Origin of the sequence: Streptomyces sp. MMCC 100, from assembly GCF_041538145.2 — a bacterium.
GTDB lineage: Bacteria > Actinomycetota > Actinomycetes > Streptomycetales > Streptomycetaceae > Streptomyces.
Map to the genome: position 1 here is coordinate 4,047,619 of NZ_JBGORK020000001.1, position 15,707 is coordinate 4,063,325.

The window sequence follows — 15,707 nt, forward strand, 5'->3', positions numbered from 1 at the left end:
CTCACCCGGTGCGCCGCGCGGGACGGCGGCGGCGCTGGACGGCCCCGTAGGTCTCTTCGAGCGCGGTGGTCGCCGCATCGTAGGAGCGCTGGGCGACGCCGACGAAGAGGCAGTCGATGACGGCCAGCTGGGCGATGCGACTGACGGTGGCGCCGGAGCGGAACGGCGTTTCCCGCGCGCAGGTGGTCAGTACTAGGTCGGCGCTGGTCGCGAGCGTGGAGCCCGGGTCGTTGGTCAGGGCGATGGTGGTGGCTCCGCGTTCGGCCGCGGCCTGGAGGGGTTCGGTGGTGTCCTCGGTCTCGCCCGAGTGGGAGACGGCCAGGGCCACGTCGCCGGGCCCCAGCAGGGCCGTCGCGGTGAGCGCCGCGTGCCGGTCGCTCCAGATGAAGGCCATACGGCCTATGCGGTGAAGTTTCTGGTGCAGGTCCTGGCCGACGAAGGCGCTGGCCCCCACGCCGAAGATGTCGACCCTGCGGGCCTCGGCCACCGCGTCGACCGCCCGGCCCAGCGCGTCGACGTCGAGTCCGGCGCCCGAGTCCTCCAGGGCTCGGACCTCGTTGTAGATGATCTTGCTGACTATCCGGTCCAGCGAGTCCGTCGGACTGATGTCGGTGCCGCCCTGCGCCGCCCGCTCGCCGCCCAGCGCGTGCTCCCGCGCGGCGGCGGCGGCCAGCGCCAGGCGCAGCTGGGGGTAGTTGCCCGTGCCGATGGTGCGGCAGAACCGCATCACGGTGGCCGCCGAGGTGCTCGCCCGCTCCGCGAGCGCTCCGATGGACAGCTCCGCGACCTGCCCCGGGTCGGTCAGGACGGCGTCGGCCACGCGCCGTTCCGAGGGAGCCAGAGAGGGCCGGGCGGCGCGGATGCGCGCGAGGATGTCGGCGAGCGGGGCGTCCTGGGCGGACTGCTCCGCCACGCGGGACAAGGACTGGCGGACCATGGCCCCTCCTGGGTGTGGTGAACACAGGCTAATGGGGCGCCCCGAGGTGGTCAAAAAGTTACGCGGTGAATGACGGGACGTTACTTATTGACATCCGGAGGGCGGCGTTCCCATACTCGGACGGCGATCCGCGCCGGTCACCGACGACCCGGTGGCTCTCGACGTGCCGGGTCCCTGGGCAGAGGGCGAGCCGTATGACTTCAGTAGTGGCGGTAGATCTGGGGAAGACCGGTTGCCGCGCCATGCTGTGGCACAGCGCCGACTCCTCACCATCCGTCAGTTCCGTGGCCGGTGCTCCCGGTCTGGCCGCGCCCGACGGTGTGGCGGCGGCCCGTGCGGCCGTGCGCGCCGCCGTCGAGCCGCTGCTGCGGGAGATGGGCGACGCGCAACCGGAATCGGTTCTCGTGGGGGCCGCGGGAGCGGCTTCGGCCCCCGCGGCGGCCCGCTCCCTGGTGGGAGCCCTCCTGAAGGACCTGCCCGTCCGGGAGGCCGCCGTCACCAGCGACGCCGTCACCGCCCACGCCGGCGCGCTCGGCGGCCGGGCGGGTGTGGTGCTGGCGATCGGCACCGGGTCGGTCGCGGTCGGCATCGGCGCCGACGGGACGTACGCACGCGCCGACGGGTGGGGTCCCCTGCTCGGCGACGACGGCAGCGGCGCCCGGATCGGCACGGCCGGACTGCGCGCGGCGCTGCGGGCCCACGACGGGCGGGGCCCGGCCACCGTCCTGCTGGACGCGGCCGTCCGTCTCTTCGGCGATCCCGAACGGCTGCCGGCGACCGTGGGACGGGACGGCAATCCGGCCCGTACGGCCGCCTCGTTCGCCCCCGAGGTGGCCCGCGCCGCCGACGCCGGGGACGCAGTGGCCTCGGCGATCGTCCGGGACGCGGCCGCCGACCTGGCCGGGACCGCCCTCGCGGCGGCCCGCCGGATCACCTCGGACGGCGGCCCGCTGCCCATGGCCGTCACCGGTGGTCTCACGGGTCTCGGCCCGGCCCTGACGGCGCCGCTGACCGCCGAGATCACCGGTTCCGGACTCCCCGTGCGGCTCACGTCCTCGCTCGGCGACCCCCTCGACGGGGCCCGGCTGCTGGCCCTGGACCGCACCACCCCTCATGCCTCCCTCGTCGTCCGCGTCAGCCGGACGGCCCCTCACACCCCTCCCCCCACGCCGGCGACCCCACCGGCCAGCGCCTAGGAGCAAGCGTGCGCCAGCTCGACCTCGTGGTGATCGTGGTCTATCTGATCGGTATCGCCTGGATCGGCCTGCGGAAGGCCGGCCGGCAGAAGTCGGCGAAGGACTACTTCGTCGGTGAAGGCCACATGCCGTGGTGGACGGTCTCCTTCTCCGTCGTCGCCACGGAGACCAGTGTGCTGACGGTGATCAGCGTTCCCGGCGGCGCCTACAGCGGCCAGGCCTTCGGCAACGTGGAACTGACCCTGGGCTACGTCATCGGACGTGTCGTCGTCGCCACCGTGCTGATCCCGCTCTACAAGCGCGGCGGGTTCGTCAGCGCCTACCAGTACCTGGGCGACCGGTTCGGGCTGAAGCTGCAGGGGCTCGCCTCGGTGACCTTCGTGTTCACCCGGCTCCTGGCCGAGGGTGTGCGGCTGTTCGCCTCCGCCATCCCGATCAAGCTGCTGCTCGACGAGTTCGGGGTGCACGCGAGCTACCGCGTGATCATCGTCGTGATCACGCTGATCACCGTCGTCTACACCTACCTGGGCGGCATCAAGGCGGTCATCTGGACCGACGCCATCCAGATGATCCTCTACCTCGGCGGCGCCGTCCTCGCCGTCGCGGTACTGTCCGCGCACGTCGGCGGTGACGGCTACGCACGCGCCCTGGACGCCGGACGGTTCACGCTCTTCGACACCGACTTCGACCTCGCCCACATCCTCACCAGCCCGTTCGCCCTGCCCACGGCCATCGTCGGCGGCGCCATCTTCGCCATGGCCTCCCACGGCTCCGACCAGCTGATCGTCCAGCGCGTGCTGGCTACCCGCACGCTGCGCGAGGGCCAGAAGGCCATGATCGCCTCGGGTGTCTTCGTGACCGTCCAGTTCGCCGCCTTCTCCCTCGTCGGCGCGCTGCTGTGGTCGTACAACCAGGGCAAGTCCTTTACGGAGCTGGGGCTGTCCAGCTCGGACAACCTCTACCCCGAGTTCATCCTGCACGGGCTGCCCGTGGTCGTCTCGGGCCTGCTCGTGGCCGGCATCCTGGGCGCCGCGATGGGCTCGCTGTCCTCGGCGCTGAACTCCATGTCGAACTCGACGGTCGCCGACATCATCCACAGCTTCTTCCGCAGGACACCGTCCGAGGAGGCGCTGCTCAGGCTCGCCCGCTGGATGACGCTGGTGTGGGCGACGCTCATGGCCGTCTTCGCCTGCGCGTTCAGCGCGAGCACGGGCAACGTCTACCTGACCGGACTGACCATCGCCGGGTACACCTACGGCGCGTTGCTCGGCGCGTTCCTCCTGGGGCGGCTCGTCGAACGGGCCAACGAGGTCGACTCCATCGTGGCCTTCCTGGTCACCGTCGGGGTGATGACGTACATCGTGCGGGTGGTGAAGATCGACGTCACCACGGACGGGACGACGGTGTCGCAGGCGATCGCGGCGCAGTGGCTGGTGCCCATCGGCGTACTGATCACCCTGCTCGTCGGCGGTGTGCTGAGCCTGTTCCACCGGGCGCCGGAGTCCGCGGGGGGCACGGCGCTCGACGAGGAGCCGGGCGACGGACCCGACCGGCTGACCACGACGGCCGACCGGAACTGATCCCGTCCGGGCGGGCCCCGGGCCCGTCCGACCCGCCCAACCCTCGCAGGAGTACATCGTGCGTGTGATCGGCCTGATGTCAGGCACGTCCTACGACGCCGTCGAGGCGGCCGCCGCGGACCTCGAGCTCCGGGGTGAGGCCCTGGTGATGCGCCCGCTCGGCCATCTCTCCGCTCCCTACCCGGACGGGCTGCGCGACCTGATCGCGAGCAGTCTGCCGCCGTCGGCGGCGACGGTCCAGGCCGTGGCCCGGCTCGACACCGGCGTCGGACAGGCGTTCGCCGACGTGGCCGTACGGGCCGTGCGCGAGCTGTGCGGGGGCGCCGCCGATCTGGTGGTCTCGCACGGGCAGACCATGTACCACTGGGTCGAGGACGGTGCCGTGCTCGGCACCCTCCAGCTCGGCCAGCCCGCCTGGATCGCCGAGGCGACCGGTCTGCCCGTCGTCTCCGACCTGCGCAGCAGGGATGTCGCGGCCGGCGGCCAGGGGGCGCCGCTGGTGGCCATGACCGACGTCCTCGCCATGGCGGCGTTGCCCGGCGTCCCCGCGGCCCTCAACCTGGGCGGGATCGCCAACGTCACCGTCGTCGCCCCCGGCGCCCAGCCGCTGGCCTTCGACACCGGACCCGCGAACGCCCTGATGGACGCCGCCGTACGGCACTTCACCGGCGGCGCGGCCGAGTACGACGAGGACGGCCGCAGGGCCGGGGCGGGCCGGGCCGATCCGGCGCTGCTGCGGGTGCTGCTGGCCGACCCCTACTACGGCAGGCCGGCTCCGAAGAGCACCGGCAAGGAGCACTTCCACCTGCCGTACCTGCTCCGGGCGCTCGCGGTGGCGCCCGTCGCGGAACCCGACGACGTCCTGGCGACGCTGGCCAGGCTCACCGCCGTCACGGTGGCCGACGCCTGCCGTGCGCACGGCGTCACGCGGCTCGTCGTGTCCGGCGGTGGCGCGCGCAACCCCGTGCTGATGGGCATGATCGCCGAGGAGCTGCCGGCGGTGACCCTCGGTTCCAGCGACGCGCTCGGGCTGCCGTCGGACGCCAAGGAGGCGCTGGCCTTCGCCCTGTTGGGCTTCCTGACCGTCAACGGCCTGCCCGGCGCGATCCCTTCGGGGACGGGCGCGCGCCGGGCGTCCCTGCTCGGCAGCATCACACCGGGCCGCGAGCCCCTGCGGCTGCCCGAGCCGGCCGACGAGCCGCCCCGGATGCTGCGCATCGTCGGCGAGACCCCGTCCTGACCGGTACTTCGGCGGCCCCGGCCCCTCAGCCGAGGGCGCCGGTGCGGGCCTGCCGCCACAGGCCGACGTCGCCGTCCACGACGGCGTACTCGTCGATCTCGGCGAGTTCGTCGTCGCCGCAGGAGAGGTTGCCCAGGGCGGCCACGTTCTCGTCCAGCTGCTCGGGGCGGGAGGCGCCGATGACGAGCGAGGTGACGCGCGGGGCGCGCAGAGCCGACGAGCGGCGGTCGAGGGCGACGATTCTGCGCCAGGTGGGGGCTTTTGCCGCAAGGTCCACCATGCGCTGCAGGTTGTCAGTGGCAGGAGGAGGGTGTCGCCCCTGCCCTTGTTGTTGTGCTCCCGCACTGCCCGGGGTCAGGGGCGCGCCAGGACGAGGGAGGAGCCGCCGGCCCGGATGCCCTCGGCGGCGGCGTCGGTCAGGTCGGTGTCCGTGACGACGGTGTCGAAGGCCGTCAGCGGTGCCACGCGGTAGCGGCCGAAGGTGCCGTACTTGGACGAGCCGGCCACCAGGACGGAGTGCGCGGCCGAGGCCATGGCCGCCTGTTTGACGTCGACCTTGGGCTCCGAGGGGGTGGTGGTGCCGCGGAGCAGGTCCCAGGAGCTGGTGCTGATGAAGGCGATGTCCAGGGCGAGTTGCCGCAGGGTGTCCGCGGCGAGGCGGCCGACGCTGGAGCGGTTGGAGACGTCGACACGGCCGCCGACGTGCACCAGTTCCAGGTTCTCGGCGTCCATCAGCCGGCCGATGGTGGTGAAGTCGTTGGTGACCACGGTGAGGTTCGCCAGCCGGGCGAGGGCGGGGGCCATGGCGAGCAGGGTGGTGCCGGCGTCGAGGTAGACGGTCATGCCGTCCTGGACCAGGCGGGCGGCCTCGGCGGCCATCGCCCGCTTCTGGGGCTGCTCGACCTGCGACTTGTCGAGGAAGCCGGGTTCGGTGCTGATGGTGCTGGCGATGCGCACACCGCCGGGGACGGAGAAGACCAGGCCGCCCCGCTCCAGTTCCGCGATGTCGCGTCGCACGGTCATGTGGGAGACGCCGAGCAGCCGGGTGATCTGCTGCACGCTGAGCACACCGTCGCGCCTGAGATGCTTCAGCAGCTGTTCGCGGCGCTGGTCGGGGATGAGCGGAGGCGACTCGCCGTCCGAGGTCATGGTCTGGTCTCCCTTCGACCGTGCTGACGTTAGCCGATGATCATGCCGGTGACGGTCGGGGACCGTCACCGGCGGGGGTTCTCAGCCGTGCACGACGGTACTGAGGAGCATCACACCGCCGAGGCTGAGCAGCGACTGGATGGACAGCATCAGGGTCCAGGTGCGGAAGGTCTGCGCCACCGACAGCTGGAAGTACTCCTTGAACAGCCAGAACCCGGAGTCGTTGACGTGGGAGAGCATCACCGCTCCCGAGGCGGTGGCCAGCACCATCAGTTCCGGCGAGGTGCTGGGCGAGGCGCTGAGCAGGGGCGCGACGATGGCGGTCGCCGCGGCGGTGGCGACGGTCGCCGAGCCGAGGCAGATCCGCAGCAGGGCGGCGACGAGCCAGCCCAGCAGCAGCGGGGGTATCGCCCAGTCCACGGCGTAGTCGGAGATGAGCTGGTCGATCCCGGTCTCCGTCAGCATCGCCTTGAAGCCGCCGCCCGCGCCCAGGATCAGGATGATCGCGCCGACCGGGGCGAGCCCCTTGGACGCCATCTTCTGCAGCTGGCCGAGGCCGAAGCCGGACCGTACGCCCAGGGCGAAGAAGGCGAAGATCACGGCCGCCAGCAGGGACAGCACGGAGGAGTTGCAGGCGTCGAAGAACTGGTACGGCAGCGTGCCCTCGGCCGTGTTGGCCGTGCCCAGGGTGCCGATGAGCATGAGGCCCGGCGGGAGCAGCACGGTGATGAGCGCGAGGGTGAAGGAGGCCGGCTTGCGCCGGTGCTCGGGCTCGGTGCTGACGGACTGGACCGGGCCGCGGTCGAGGTCGGGCGCGGGACCGAACCAGCGGCTGATGACCTTGGTCAGCACCGGTCCGGTGAGCACGGCCATCGGGATGCCGATGACCAGGCCCCACAGGATGGTCAGGCCGGTGTTCGCGCCGTAGGCGGAGACGGCCAGGGTCGGCGAGGGGTGCGGCGGCAGCAGGCCGTGCGACACGTACAGCCCTGCGGCCATCGGCAGCCCCACCCACAGCAGGTGCGTGTTGCTGCGCTTGGCGACGGTGTACACCAGCGGCACCAGCATGACGAAGCTGACGTCGAACAGGTGCGGCATGCCGATCAGCAGCGCCGCGGCGGTGATGGCCGCCGGGATCCACTTCACGGGCCGGGAGCCGATGAACACGGTGGCGATGCGGTCGGCGCCGCCGGAGCCGAGCAGGATGCCGCCCAGCAGGGTGCCGAGGCCGATGGTGGGACCGCTGCCGCCCAGGGTGTCTCCGAACCCGTCCTGGAAGGCCTCGACGGCGCGCACCGGAGCGATGCCGGACGCGACGCCGAGCCCGAGGGCGGACAGGGCGAGCGCGAGGAACGGGTGCAGCTTGGTCTTGGTGATCAGCAGGACCAGGACGACTACGGCGGCGGCACCGAGGAGGAGGTGCTGGAGGTCGGTGCTCATGCGGCGGGTGTTCCTTCCGTGCCGTGCGGGCAGCCGCGCGACGCGCGTCCGGCACGCCAGGCGCGCAGCAGGCCCGGGTCCGGGTCGGCCAGATCGGCCACGCGGAGCAGTTCACCCGCGGGCACCGGCCGGGCGAGGGTGGCGTGGGCGGCGAGGTAGAGGGGGGCGACGTCGTCGGGTGCGTCCTCGCCGCGCAGCAGCACGGCCCGGACGCCGGTGACGTCGTGGTGGTGGCCGCCCATCGCGAGCGCGGCCCCGGCGGGCAGGTCCGTGCGGGCGCGGCCGGCGAGCACGGCGTACGAGCGGGGGTCGGTGCCGCCTGAGGGGCGGTGGTGGAGCACCGCCGAGAGCAGGCTCACCGGCGTCTCGACGCCCATGAGGTGGTAGGGCAGGTAGATCGCGGCGTACCGGCCGTCCTTGCTGAGGACGTGGCCCTTCTCGCGCAGGGTTTCCCAGGTCACCGGGTCGTCGGTGCGGACGACCACGAAGACGCCGCCGGCGAAGGAGGCCTCGCCGGGCAGCCGCAGGGCGCTGAAGACGTCCACGACTCCGTCGCGGGTGAGCAGGCCGCCCTCCTCGCGGGGGCGGTAGACGTCGGCGAGTTCGGAGATCCGGGCGACGGGGTAGTGCAGGCGTTCCGTGTCCGGGCCGAAGCCCGTGTTGTTGGCGACGACGGCCATCTCGCAGTAGTCGGCGGTGGCGCCGGTGGGCAGCTCCGCCACGGCCGCGGCGCGGGCGTCGAGGGTGGCGCGCACGTCGTCGCCGAGTCCGAGGAGCCCGGACAGCTCCGGTGCGGGCACCGTGGTGTTCAGCTGCGTGACGGTGCCGGCCTCGGGGTCGAACACGAGGTCGTACTCGGTGGACTTGCCGATCGCCACGACGTCGAGGCCGAGCAGCTCGGCCCAGGTCACCAGGCCGATGAGGTTGGCGGGCTGGTCGCCGTCGGCGGTGGTGCAGACGAGGCCGCGGGCGGCGGCGAGGTCGGCGAGGTGGAGTCCGGCGACGGAGTCGACCTCCTTGCTGACCATCGCGACATGGCGGTCGGCGGCGAGGGCCGCTTCGGCCATGGCGAGGCCGTCCGCAGGGCTGCCGGTCGCCTCCACGAGGATGTCCCAGGGGGCCGCCGTCAGCAGGTCCGCGTCGGCGACGAGGGCGATGCCGCCGCGGGCGACCGTGTCCGCGACGGCCGCCGCGTCCTGGCACTCGGCCGGCAGGCCGGCGTCGTAACCGAGTTCGTCCAGCATGGCGCGCAGCCCGGGCAGGTCGCGATCGCACAGGACGGCCGGGACGAGGCCGGGCAGTCGGCGGCTCTGGGCCAGGAGGGTGCGCGCGAATCCGCCGCCGGCGCCGGTCAGTGCGTACAGCACCGTCCGGCCGCCGCTGTCGGCGAACAAGTGATGCAGGTTCATGAGGCCCTCCTGAATGAGCGCGCAAGGTGGTGGCGGTGGCTTCTCGCGCGGTCGAAGGGGCGACGGTGTGCCGTGGGACGCGCGTTTCAGAAGCAGCGAATGAACAACGTGTATCACCAGATCCCATCTGCGTAAAGTCTGGTAACATAATTTCACAGATCATCACGGGTGGCCGTCGGCCGCACCAGGAACCCGGACAGCAACACAGGAGCACTTGATGCCGACCCTCGGGGCCATCGCAGACGATTTCACCGGCGCGACCGACCTTGCGACGATGCTGGTCGCCCGCGGCTTCCGGACCGTGGTGGCCGTCGGCGCCGACGCGGTCGCCTCCCCCGCGGAGCCGTCCGCGCCGGACCGCTGGGCCGACGCGGACGCCGTCGTGGTGGCGCTGAAATCCAGAACGGCTCCCGTGGGGGAAGCGGTGGAGGAGTCGCGCCGGGCCCTGCGCGCCCTGCGGGCGATCGGCTGCCGGCGCTTCTACTTCAAGTACTGCTCGACGTTCGACTCCACGCCCCGCGGCAACATCGGGCCGGTCGCGGACGCGCTGTTGCAGGAGATCGGCGAGCGGCGCACGGTGGTGGTCCCCTCCTTCCCGGCGACGGGGCGCACGGTGTATCGGGGCAGGCTCTTCGTCCACGACGACCTGCTCGACGAGAGCTCGATGCGCCACCACCCGCTCACCCCGATGCTCGACTCACGTGTCGACCGGCTGCTGCGGCCGCAGACGGAGCACCCGGTCACCCGTATCGGCCTGGACACGGTCCGGGCGGGCACGGCCCGCCTCCGCGCGGCGCTGGACGACGACGCCCACGCCGACGCTTTGACGGTCGTGGACGCCGTCGACGACGAGGACCTGCGCACCGTCGCCGCCGCCACCGAGGACTTCGGTCTGGTGACCGGCGCCGCCGGGCTCGCCGTGGGACTGACCGGCCCGCATCCGGACCAGGCCCGCGCCCGGCCCGCGTCCCGTCCCCAGGATCCGGGCGTGGTCCTCGCGGGCAGCGCCTCCGCCGCGACGCGGGCCCAGGTCGCCCATGCTCTGGGACGGCTGCCGCACCGGCGGCTCGACCTGGCCCGGCTCCGCGCCGAGTTCGACGCCGCCGTGGCCGACCTGACCGCGTTCGTGCGCGAACGGTGGGCGGCCGACCCCACCCGGCCGCCCCTGATCTACGCCGTCGCCACGCCCGAGGACGTCGAGACCGACACCCCGCCCGCGGCGGAGCCGCCCTCTTCGCTCGTGGAGAGAGCCCTCGCCGCCTGCGCGACGGCCCTGGTGGACGCCGGGGCGCGGCGGCTGCTGGTGGCCGGAGGGGAGACGTCGGGCGCCGTCGTCACGGCCCTGCGCGCCCGCACGCTCGCCATCGGGGCACCCATCGCCCCCGGTGTCGCCTGGGCCCGCTCCGTGGTGTGCCCCACGGGGAGGGCGCACACGATCGACCTCGCCCTGAAGTCCGGGAACTTCGGCGGCACCGACGTTTTCACGCAGGCATGGGAGCAGCTCGTATGACCGCCCTCGCACACGAACTCGTCGCGGCGGCGGCCCATCTGGCCGGACTCGGGCTGAGCCCCGGCTCCTCGGGCAACATCAGCGCCCGCGACGGCAACCGCGTCCTGGTCACACCGACCGGCACGGACCTCGCCGCGCTGGATCCCCGGAACCTGTCGGTGCTCGACCTCGACGGCGGCCACCTGGACGGACCGGCACCGTCCAAGGAGTATCCGCTCCACCTGGCCTTCTACCGGCGGGAGCACGCCACCCGCGCCGTCGTCCACCTGCACTCCCGGCACGCCGCCGCTGCCTCTTGCCGCGCCCCCTGGTCCGAGCGCAGCGCGCTGCCCCCGCTGACGCCGTACTTCGTCATGCGGGTGGGTCAGACGCCCCTGCTTCCCTACGCCCCGCCCGGCGACCCGGACCAGGCCTCGGGCCTGGAGCTTCTCGCCTTCCCCTGCCGCGCCGCGCTCCTCCAGAACCACGGCCCGGTCGTCGCGGGCACGTCCCTTCGCGGGGCGACCGAGGCCGCGATAGAGGTGGAGGAGGCCTCCGCGCTGTACCTGCTCCTGGGAGACCAGCCTGTACGCCATCTCACGCCGGCCGAGGCGACCGCGCTGGCTCGGAAGTACGGCACGTACTGGGAGCCGGACACGCCGCCGCAGCCGTGACCCCGCGGTACCGCCGGGTCACGGCCGACTGGGACGGGTCTCAGGTGGAGATGGTGGTGACCGCGTCGACGCCGTAGGTGCGGGCGTATCCGTTCTCGGTGCCGACGAGGAGGTCGACGACCTCGAAGTAGCGGTCCCAGAACGGGGTTTCACGCAGGGCGTCGACGAGGAGCTGGTAGGCGTGGTGGTCGTCCGCCTCCCAGACCCAGACGTCGGTGACGCGGGCGGAGTAGAACTCCGTGTCGTAGAAGCGTGACCGGACACCGGTGGTCCTGGCCTTGACGGCGGGGACGACCTCGGTGGCGAAGGCGTTCACCCGCTCCTCGACGGTCATGGCGAGCCACTCGGGTGTGGTCTTGACGAGCATGAACGCGGTGACAGGGGTTTCGGTGGTCGCTGCAGGCATGGTTGCTTCCTGTTCGGGGGGTCGGTTGGGGTGATGCCTCAGGAGAGGACGGCGGGCTTGAGGGTCTGGGCGGCCCAGTGCTCGAAGGTGGTCGGGGAGGCCGCCTGCGGGGTTCGGGCGACGCCGGCGTCGAGGCCGTCGTCCTTGGCCCGCTTCATGTCGACGACGCCGTCGGCGAACGTCTTGTCGAGGCCGTAGCCGACCAGGGTGGTGCGCAGGTCGTCGAGCGCCTGGCGTTCGTATCGGACGGGGCGGCCGAGCTGTTCGGTCATGATGCGGGCCAGGTCGTTGGGGGAAAGGTCCCGCGGGCCGAGGACCGGGACACTGTCGCTGCCGCTCCAGGAACGGTCCAGCAGCAGGCCGGCGGCCACTGCGGCGATGTCGGCGACGGCCACGAGGGGAGCCTTGCGGTCGGCGTCGACGGTGTCGCTGAAGACGCCCTTCTCGCGGATCGAGTCGGCCTCCTCCAGGAGGTTCTCGAAGAACGAGGGGTTGGCCAGGGCGCGGTAGGCGACACCGGTGCCCGCGATGAGGTCGTCCATGGCGAGCGAGGCGGTGACGAGTCCGGCGCGCCCGGCGACCGGGGTGCCGCGGCCGAGCGCGGAGACGCCGACCACGTGTCCGACACCGTGCACGACGAGGGCGTTCGCGGCGGGACGGGTGAAGCCGAGGTAGGCGTCGTCCGGGGTCTTGGAGGAGTCCGGCGGGACGAGCCAGAAGACGGCGTCGGCACCGTCGAAGGCCCGGTCGAGCACCGCGGCGTCGCCGTGCGAGCCGGCGACCACCTCGACACGCTCGCGCACCGCGGCGGGGAGGCGTGCGGGGTCGCGCACGATCACGCGCAGTTCCTCGCCGTGGGCGGGAGCGGATTCCAGGAGCAGCGACAGCAGGTGGCGGCCGATGTTCCCGGTGGGAGCAGTGATGACGATCATGAAAACCTCGTGGATCGTGCCGGATCGGTACGACCTCGATCCTGCGAGCCCGCGAGGGGTTGCCACAATGGGAACTTCAGCAAGGGATTATTGCCCGGAATGGAATAACACTGGTGAACAGCGCAGATCCCCAGGCACCGGTCATCGACGCCAACCTCGCCGTCGCCCTCGACGCCCTGCTCACCGAGCAGAGCGTCACCCGCGCCGCGGCCCGCATGCACACCTCCCCCGCCGCCATGAGCCGCACCCTGGGCCGCCTGCGCCGCATCCTCCAGGACCCCCTTCTGGTCAGGGCCGGACAGAGCATGGTGCCCACTCCCAGGGCGTTGGCCCTGCGGGACGAGGCCGCCACTGTGGTGCGCCGGCTCGGCGCGCTGCTGACTCCGGCCGCCGACGTGGACCCGGCCACGCTGCGCGGCACTCTCACCCTCCAGGCCGCCGACCTGGTCGGTGCGGCACTCGCCGCCGGCCTGCTGACCCTGGCCGGGCAGGAAGCGCCCGGGGTGTCACTGCGGTTTCGGGCCGAGGAACTGGAGGCCGGGCCCGCCCTCCGCGACGGCCGGGTCGACCTGGAGGTCGGGGCCATCGATCACGTGGATCCGGAGACCCGGGTCGAGGAGCTGGTCACCCTGCGGATGATGGCGGCCGTCCGGCCGGGTCACCCCCTCACCGAGGAGCCCCTGACCCCCGCCCGGTTCGCCGCCGCCGAGCATGTCGCGGTCAGTCGCCGCGGACGGTTCACCGGTCCCATCGACGCCGCCCTCGCCGAGCACGGCCTGGGTCGCCGGGTCGCCGTGGTCCTTCCGGGCCATCTGGCCGCGTTGAGCCTCGCCGCCCGCAGTGACATGGTCGCCCTGGTCCCCACCGCCCCGCCCGACGCCGGCCCCTCGCCACTGACCGAGCAGGCGTCCGTCCTCGGCCTGCGCCTCCTCGACGTGCCGCTGCCGCTACCGCCCGTGGCCATCGGCATGGCCTGGCACCCCCGTCACACCTCGGACGGAGCACATCACTGGTTGCGGAGTGCCGTCCGCCGGGCCCTGCGTGCCCGGCCGTCGGTCTAGTGCGGGAAGCCGCGCGGCGGGCGGGTCATGACACTCTCCCGGAACTCGGCGAGTGGTCCGGCGACGGAGGCGGTGCCGAAGGCCACGCCGAACCAGGCGGTGCAGAGCCCGCGTCGGCGGGCCGGGACCAGCCCTGCGACGAGGGCATCGGTGAGCGCGAGGACGCCGCCCGCACCGACACCTTGAAGCGCGCGTCCCGCGATGAGCACGCCCATCGGCAGTGCGCAGCCGGCCAGGAGGGAGCCCCACCACGAAGGGCCCCAGCGCGGCGAGGAGCAGCAGCCTGGGCCCCTGGCGGTCGGCGGCCTTGCCCCACAGCGGCGTCGCCACGGTCATGGTGAGCAGCGCGGCGGTCGCCACCCCCGGCACCTGGTCCTGGCCGCCCGGTTCACCGGCGGTCGTCGGCAGGGCGATGCCGACGATCGTGTTGGTCAGCGAGCCGGCGAACAGCGCGGCCGGCGCCCCGGAGAGCACCGCCGGCACGGACGGCGCCGGATCAGCCACCGGCGAGGACACGCCTGCCCGAGCCAGTCACCGACGGTGCGGGCGAGGGCGTCGCCGTCGGCGCTGCGCGCGTCCATGTTGTCGGCGCGCAGTTCGAGCACCGGGATGCCGGCGGCCTCGAGCGCGGGCATCGTGAAGTCGCCTTCGCCGACGGCGGCTGGAGCACCGACACGATCGGCGAGCGGTGGCACGACGGCGTCGGGGCCGAGCCCGAGACGTACGGCATCCCGGCTCCCAAGGCACCGGAGGCCTGACATGAGCGACCCGGTCATCGACGTCGGCGCCCTGACCGCCCTCGACGTCCACACCCACGCGGAGATCTCCCGGACCGGTCACGGCGCGCGGAGCCCGGAGCTCTTCGGGGCCTCCGCGACGTACTTCAAGGCACACGGCCACCGGCAGCCCACCATCGACGAGATGACCGGGTACTACCGGGAACGGCGCATGGCCGCCGTGGTGTTCACCGTGGACGCCGAGCACCACCGGCCATCCGCGGATCGCCGACGAGGAGGACGTGGGGCCCCTGGACCGCTCTCCCGGTTCCTCGCTTCCGCGGGGCGTGCGCCGACCGGCGCACGCCCCGTTCTCCGTCGCTGGTGATTCTGCCGATGGCGCCGGTGCCCCGCCCCAGGACTCTGATCGGGTCAGGTACCCCGACTCCCCTCCTGGAGGGCTCCATGCGTCGTCGTTCCCCACGCCGGCTTCTCGGTGTTCTCGCGGCCGCCGCGGTCGCGTTCGGCCTCTTCTCCTCCGCGCCGACGGCCGGTGCGGTCACCCCCGCGAGCACCGCCGCCGCCAGGTCGGCCGGCTCCGCCGTCCAGCCCCTGTCCACGAGCACGCCGGTCGTCTTCGTCCACGGCTACACCGGCAGCGCGTCCAACTGGGTCACCGCGATGAGTGTCTTCCGGCTCAACGGCTGGTCCGGCTCCGACCTCTTCGCCTACGAGTACGACTCCTACGGCGACAACGTCACCAACGCCCGGGGCCTCGCCTCCTTCGTCGACAACGTGAAGGCGCGGACCGGCGCGAGCCAGGTGGCGATCGTCAACCACTCGATGGGCGGTCTCGTCAGCCAGTACTACCTGAAGGTGCTGGGCGGTCACTCCAGCGTCAGCCACCTCGCGTCGATCGCCGGAGCGAACCACGGGACGACGTACGCGGGCGCGTGCCTGATCTACACGACCTGCCGGCAGATGTATCCGGGCTCGTCGTTCATCGCTCAGATCACGTCGGGCGACGAGACGCCGGGGAGCACCGAGTACGCCACCTGGTACTCGGCGTGCGACGGCATCATCCTTCCCTACACCAGCACGCGGCTGAGCGGCGCGACCAACAACAACGTGCTCTGCCAGACGCACATCGGCTACCTGTCGGACACGGTCGTGCTGGGGCAGACAGCCCGCTTCGTGGCGTCCTGACCCGCCCGGCCGTCGTCGTCCCCCGGGGATCGGCCCGCCGGTCAGGCCTCCTCCACCGGAAGCGCGTACAGACCGGGCAGGTTGACCACGATCGCCTTCTGCGTACTGCGGGCGATGACGACCACCGCCTCGTCGGCGGGGTCGGGATTCTCCTCCCGGTGCGAGACGAACGGGGGGGACGAAGACGTAGTCGCCGGGGGAGGTGCGCAGCCGTGCCTCCTCCGGACGGTCTCCCGAGTCGTCCAGGACCATCGCCTCCTCGCAGCGGGTTC

General features: G+C 72.6%; 16 protein-coding genes and 2 pseudogenes. 8 read left to right on the forward strand and 10 right to left on the reverse strand.

The genetic code is table 11. The annotated features are described in order from the left end of the window. Position 1: 1 nt before the first annotated feature. On the reverse strand, positions 2-937 hold the full coding sequence (locus ABS735_RS18835; RefSeq protein WP_373903257.1) for a MurR/RpiR family transcriptional regulator: 936 nt from the start codon (positions 935-937) through the stop codon (positions 2-4). 242 nt (positions 938-1,179) lie between these two features. Here ABS735_RS18835 and ABS735_RS18840 point away from each other — a divergent pair, with 242 nt between their 5' ends. Genes ABS735_RS18840 through ABS735_RS18850 form a run of 3 tightly spaced genes read left to right on the forward strand, consistent with a single transcriptional unit; the run spans position 1,180 to position 4,953 of the window. Beyond that, positions 1,180-2,133, forward strand: a complete 954-nt coding sequence (locus ABS735_RS18840; protein ID WP_476755885.1) for an N-acetylglucosamine kinase — start codon at positions 1,180-1,182, stop codon at positions 2,131-2,133. Between the two features lie 8 nt (positions 2,134-2,141). Continuing rightward, positions 2,142-3,713 carry a sodium:solute symporter gene (locus tag ABS735_RS18845; protein ID WP_373903255.1) on the forward strand — a complete coding sequence of 524 codons (1,572 nt, stop codon included), beginning with the start codon at positions 2,142-2,144 and terminating at the stop codon, positions 3,711-3,713. A 58-nt stretch (positions 3,714-3,771) separates the two neighbouring features. After that, positions 3,772-4,953, forward strand: a complete 1,182-nt coding sequence (locus tag ABS735_RS18850) for an anhydro-N-acetylmuramic acid kinase (RefSeq protein ID WP_373903254.1) — start codon at positions 3,772-3,774, stop codon at positions 4,951-4,953. 25 nt (positions 4,954-4,978) lie between these two features. Here the strand turns inward: ABS735_RS18850 and ABS735_RS18855 are convergent. The 4 genes and pseudogenes from ABS735_RS18855 to ABS735_RS18870 form a co-directional block, all read right to left on the reverse strand. Continuing rightward, a pseudogene (locus ABS735_RS18855) lies at positions 4,979-5,170 on the reverse strand (aldo/keto reductase); the annotation flags it as partial. Positions 5,171-5,307: 137 nt separating this feature from the next. Next, positions 5,308-6,102, reverse strand: a complete 795-nt coding sequence (locus ABS735_RS18860; RefSeq protein WP_373903253.1) for a DeoR/GlpR family DNA-binding transcription regulator — start codon at positions 6,100-6,102, stop codon at positions 5,308-5,310. 81 nt (positions 6,103-6,183) lie between these two features. Next, positions 6,184-7,542, reverse strand: a complete 1,359-nt coding sequence (locus ABS735_RS18865; RefSeq protein ID WP_373903252.1) for a GntT/GntP/DsdX family permease — start codon at positions 7,540-7,542, stop codon at positions 6,184-6,186. After that, complete coding sequence (locus ABS735_RS18870) at positions 7,539-8,951, reverse strand: homoserine dehydrogenase (RefSeq protein WP_373903251.1); 1,413 nt, start codon at positions 8,949-8,951, stop codon at positions 7,539-7,541. The genes ABS735_RS18865 and ABS735_RS18870 overlap by 4 nt, the downstream gene beginning before the upstream one ends. Before the next feature lie 217 nt (positions 8,952-9,168). Between ABS735_RS18870 and otnK the strand changes: the two genes are divergently transcribed. Continuing rightward, positions 9,169-10,461: a 3-oxo-tetronate kinase gene (otnK, locus tag ABS735_RS18875; RefSeq protein ID WP_373903250.1), complete on the forward strand. Its 1,293-nt coding sequence runs from the start codon at positions 9,169-9,171 to the stop codon at positions 10,459-10,461. Further along, entirely contained in the window at positions 10,458-11,114 is a 657-nt protein-coding gene (locus tag ABS735_RS18880; RefSeq protein WP_373903249.1) for a class II aldolase/adducin family protein, read from the forward strand. The genes otnK and ABS735_RS18880 overlap by 4 nt, the downstream gene beginning before the upstream one ends. Before the next feature lie 40 nt (positions 11,115-11,154). On the opposite strand, the gene ABS735_RS18885 is transcribed toward ABS735_RS18880, so the two are convergent. Both ABS735_RS18885 and ABS735_RS18890 read right to left on the reverse strand, forming a co-directional pair. Beyond that, positions 11,155-11,520 carry a darcynin family protein gene (locus ABS735_RS18885; RefSeq protein WP_373903248.1) on the reverse strand — a complete coding sequence of 122 codons (366 nt, stop codon included), beginning with the start codon at positions 11,518-11,520 and terminating at the stop codon, positions 11,155-11,157. A gap of 38 nt (positions 11,521-11,558) precedes the next feature. Beyond that, positions 11,559-12,452, reverse strand: a complete 894-nt coding sequence (locus tag ABS735_RS18890) for an NAD(P)H-binding protein (RefSeq protein WP_373903247.1) — start codon at positions 12,450-12,452, stop codon at positions 11,559-11,561. Positions 12,453-12,556: 104 nt separating this feature from the next. Here ABS735_RS18890 and ABS735_RS18895 point away from each other — a divergent pair, with 104 nt between their 5' ends. Further along, entirely contained in the window at positions 12,557-13,513 is a 957-nt protein-coding gene (locus ABS735_RS18895) for a LysR family transcriptional regulator (RefSeq protein ID WP_373903429.1), read from the forward strand. Here ABS735_RS18895 and ABS735_RS18900 read toward each other — a convergent pair. Together ABS735_RS18900 and ABS735_RS18905 are read right to left on the reverse strand one after the other, a co-directional pair. Continuing rightward, on the reverse strand, positions 13,510-13,728 hold the full coding sequence (locus ABS735_RS18900) for a hypothetical protein (RefSeq protein ID WP_373903246.1): 219 nt from the start codon (positions 13,726-13,728) through the stop codon (positions 13,510-13,512). The two genes, ABS735_RS18895 and ABS735_RS18900, sit on opposite strands and share 4 nt — an antisense overlap. Before the next feature lie 216 nt (positions 13,729-13,944). Continuing rightward, positions 13,945-14,148: a hypothetical protein gene (locus tag ABS735_RS18905; RefSeq protein WP_373903245.1), complete on the reverse strand. Its 204-nt coding sequence runs from the start codon at positions 14,146-14,148 to the stop codon at positions 13,945-13,947. Between the two features lie 124 nt (positions 14,149-14,272). On the opposite strand from ABS735_RS18905, the gene ABS735_RS18910 reads away from it, so the two are divergent. Both ABS735_RS18910 and ABS735_RS18915 read left to right on the forward strand, forming a co-directional pair. Next, on the forward strand, positions 14,273-14,617 hold the full coding sequence (locus tag ABS735_RS18910) for a hypothetical protein (protein ID WP_373903244.1): 345 nt from the start codon (positions 14,273-14,275) through the stop codon (positions 14,615-14,617). Positions 14,618-14,694: 77 nt separating this feature from the next. Next, entirely contained in the window at positions 14,695-15,435 is a 741-nt protein-coding gene (locus tag ABS735_RS18915; RefSeq protein ID WP_373903242.1) for an esterase/lipase family protein, read from the forward strand. A gap of 41 nt (positions 15,436-15,476) precedes the next feature. Here the strand turns inward: ABS735_RS18915 and ABS735_RS18920 are convergent. After that, positions 15,477-15,693 (reverse strand): annotated as a pseudogene (locus ABS735_RS18920) (cupin domain-containing protein); the annotation flags it as partial. Between the last annotated feature and the right edge of the window lie 14 nt (positions 15,694-15,707).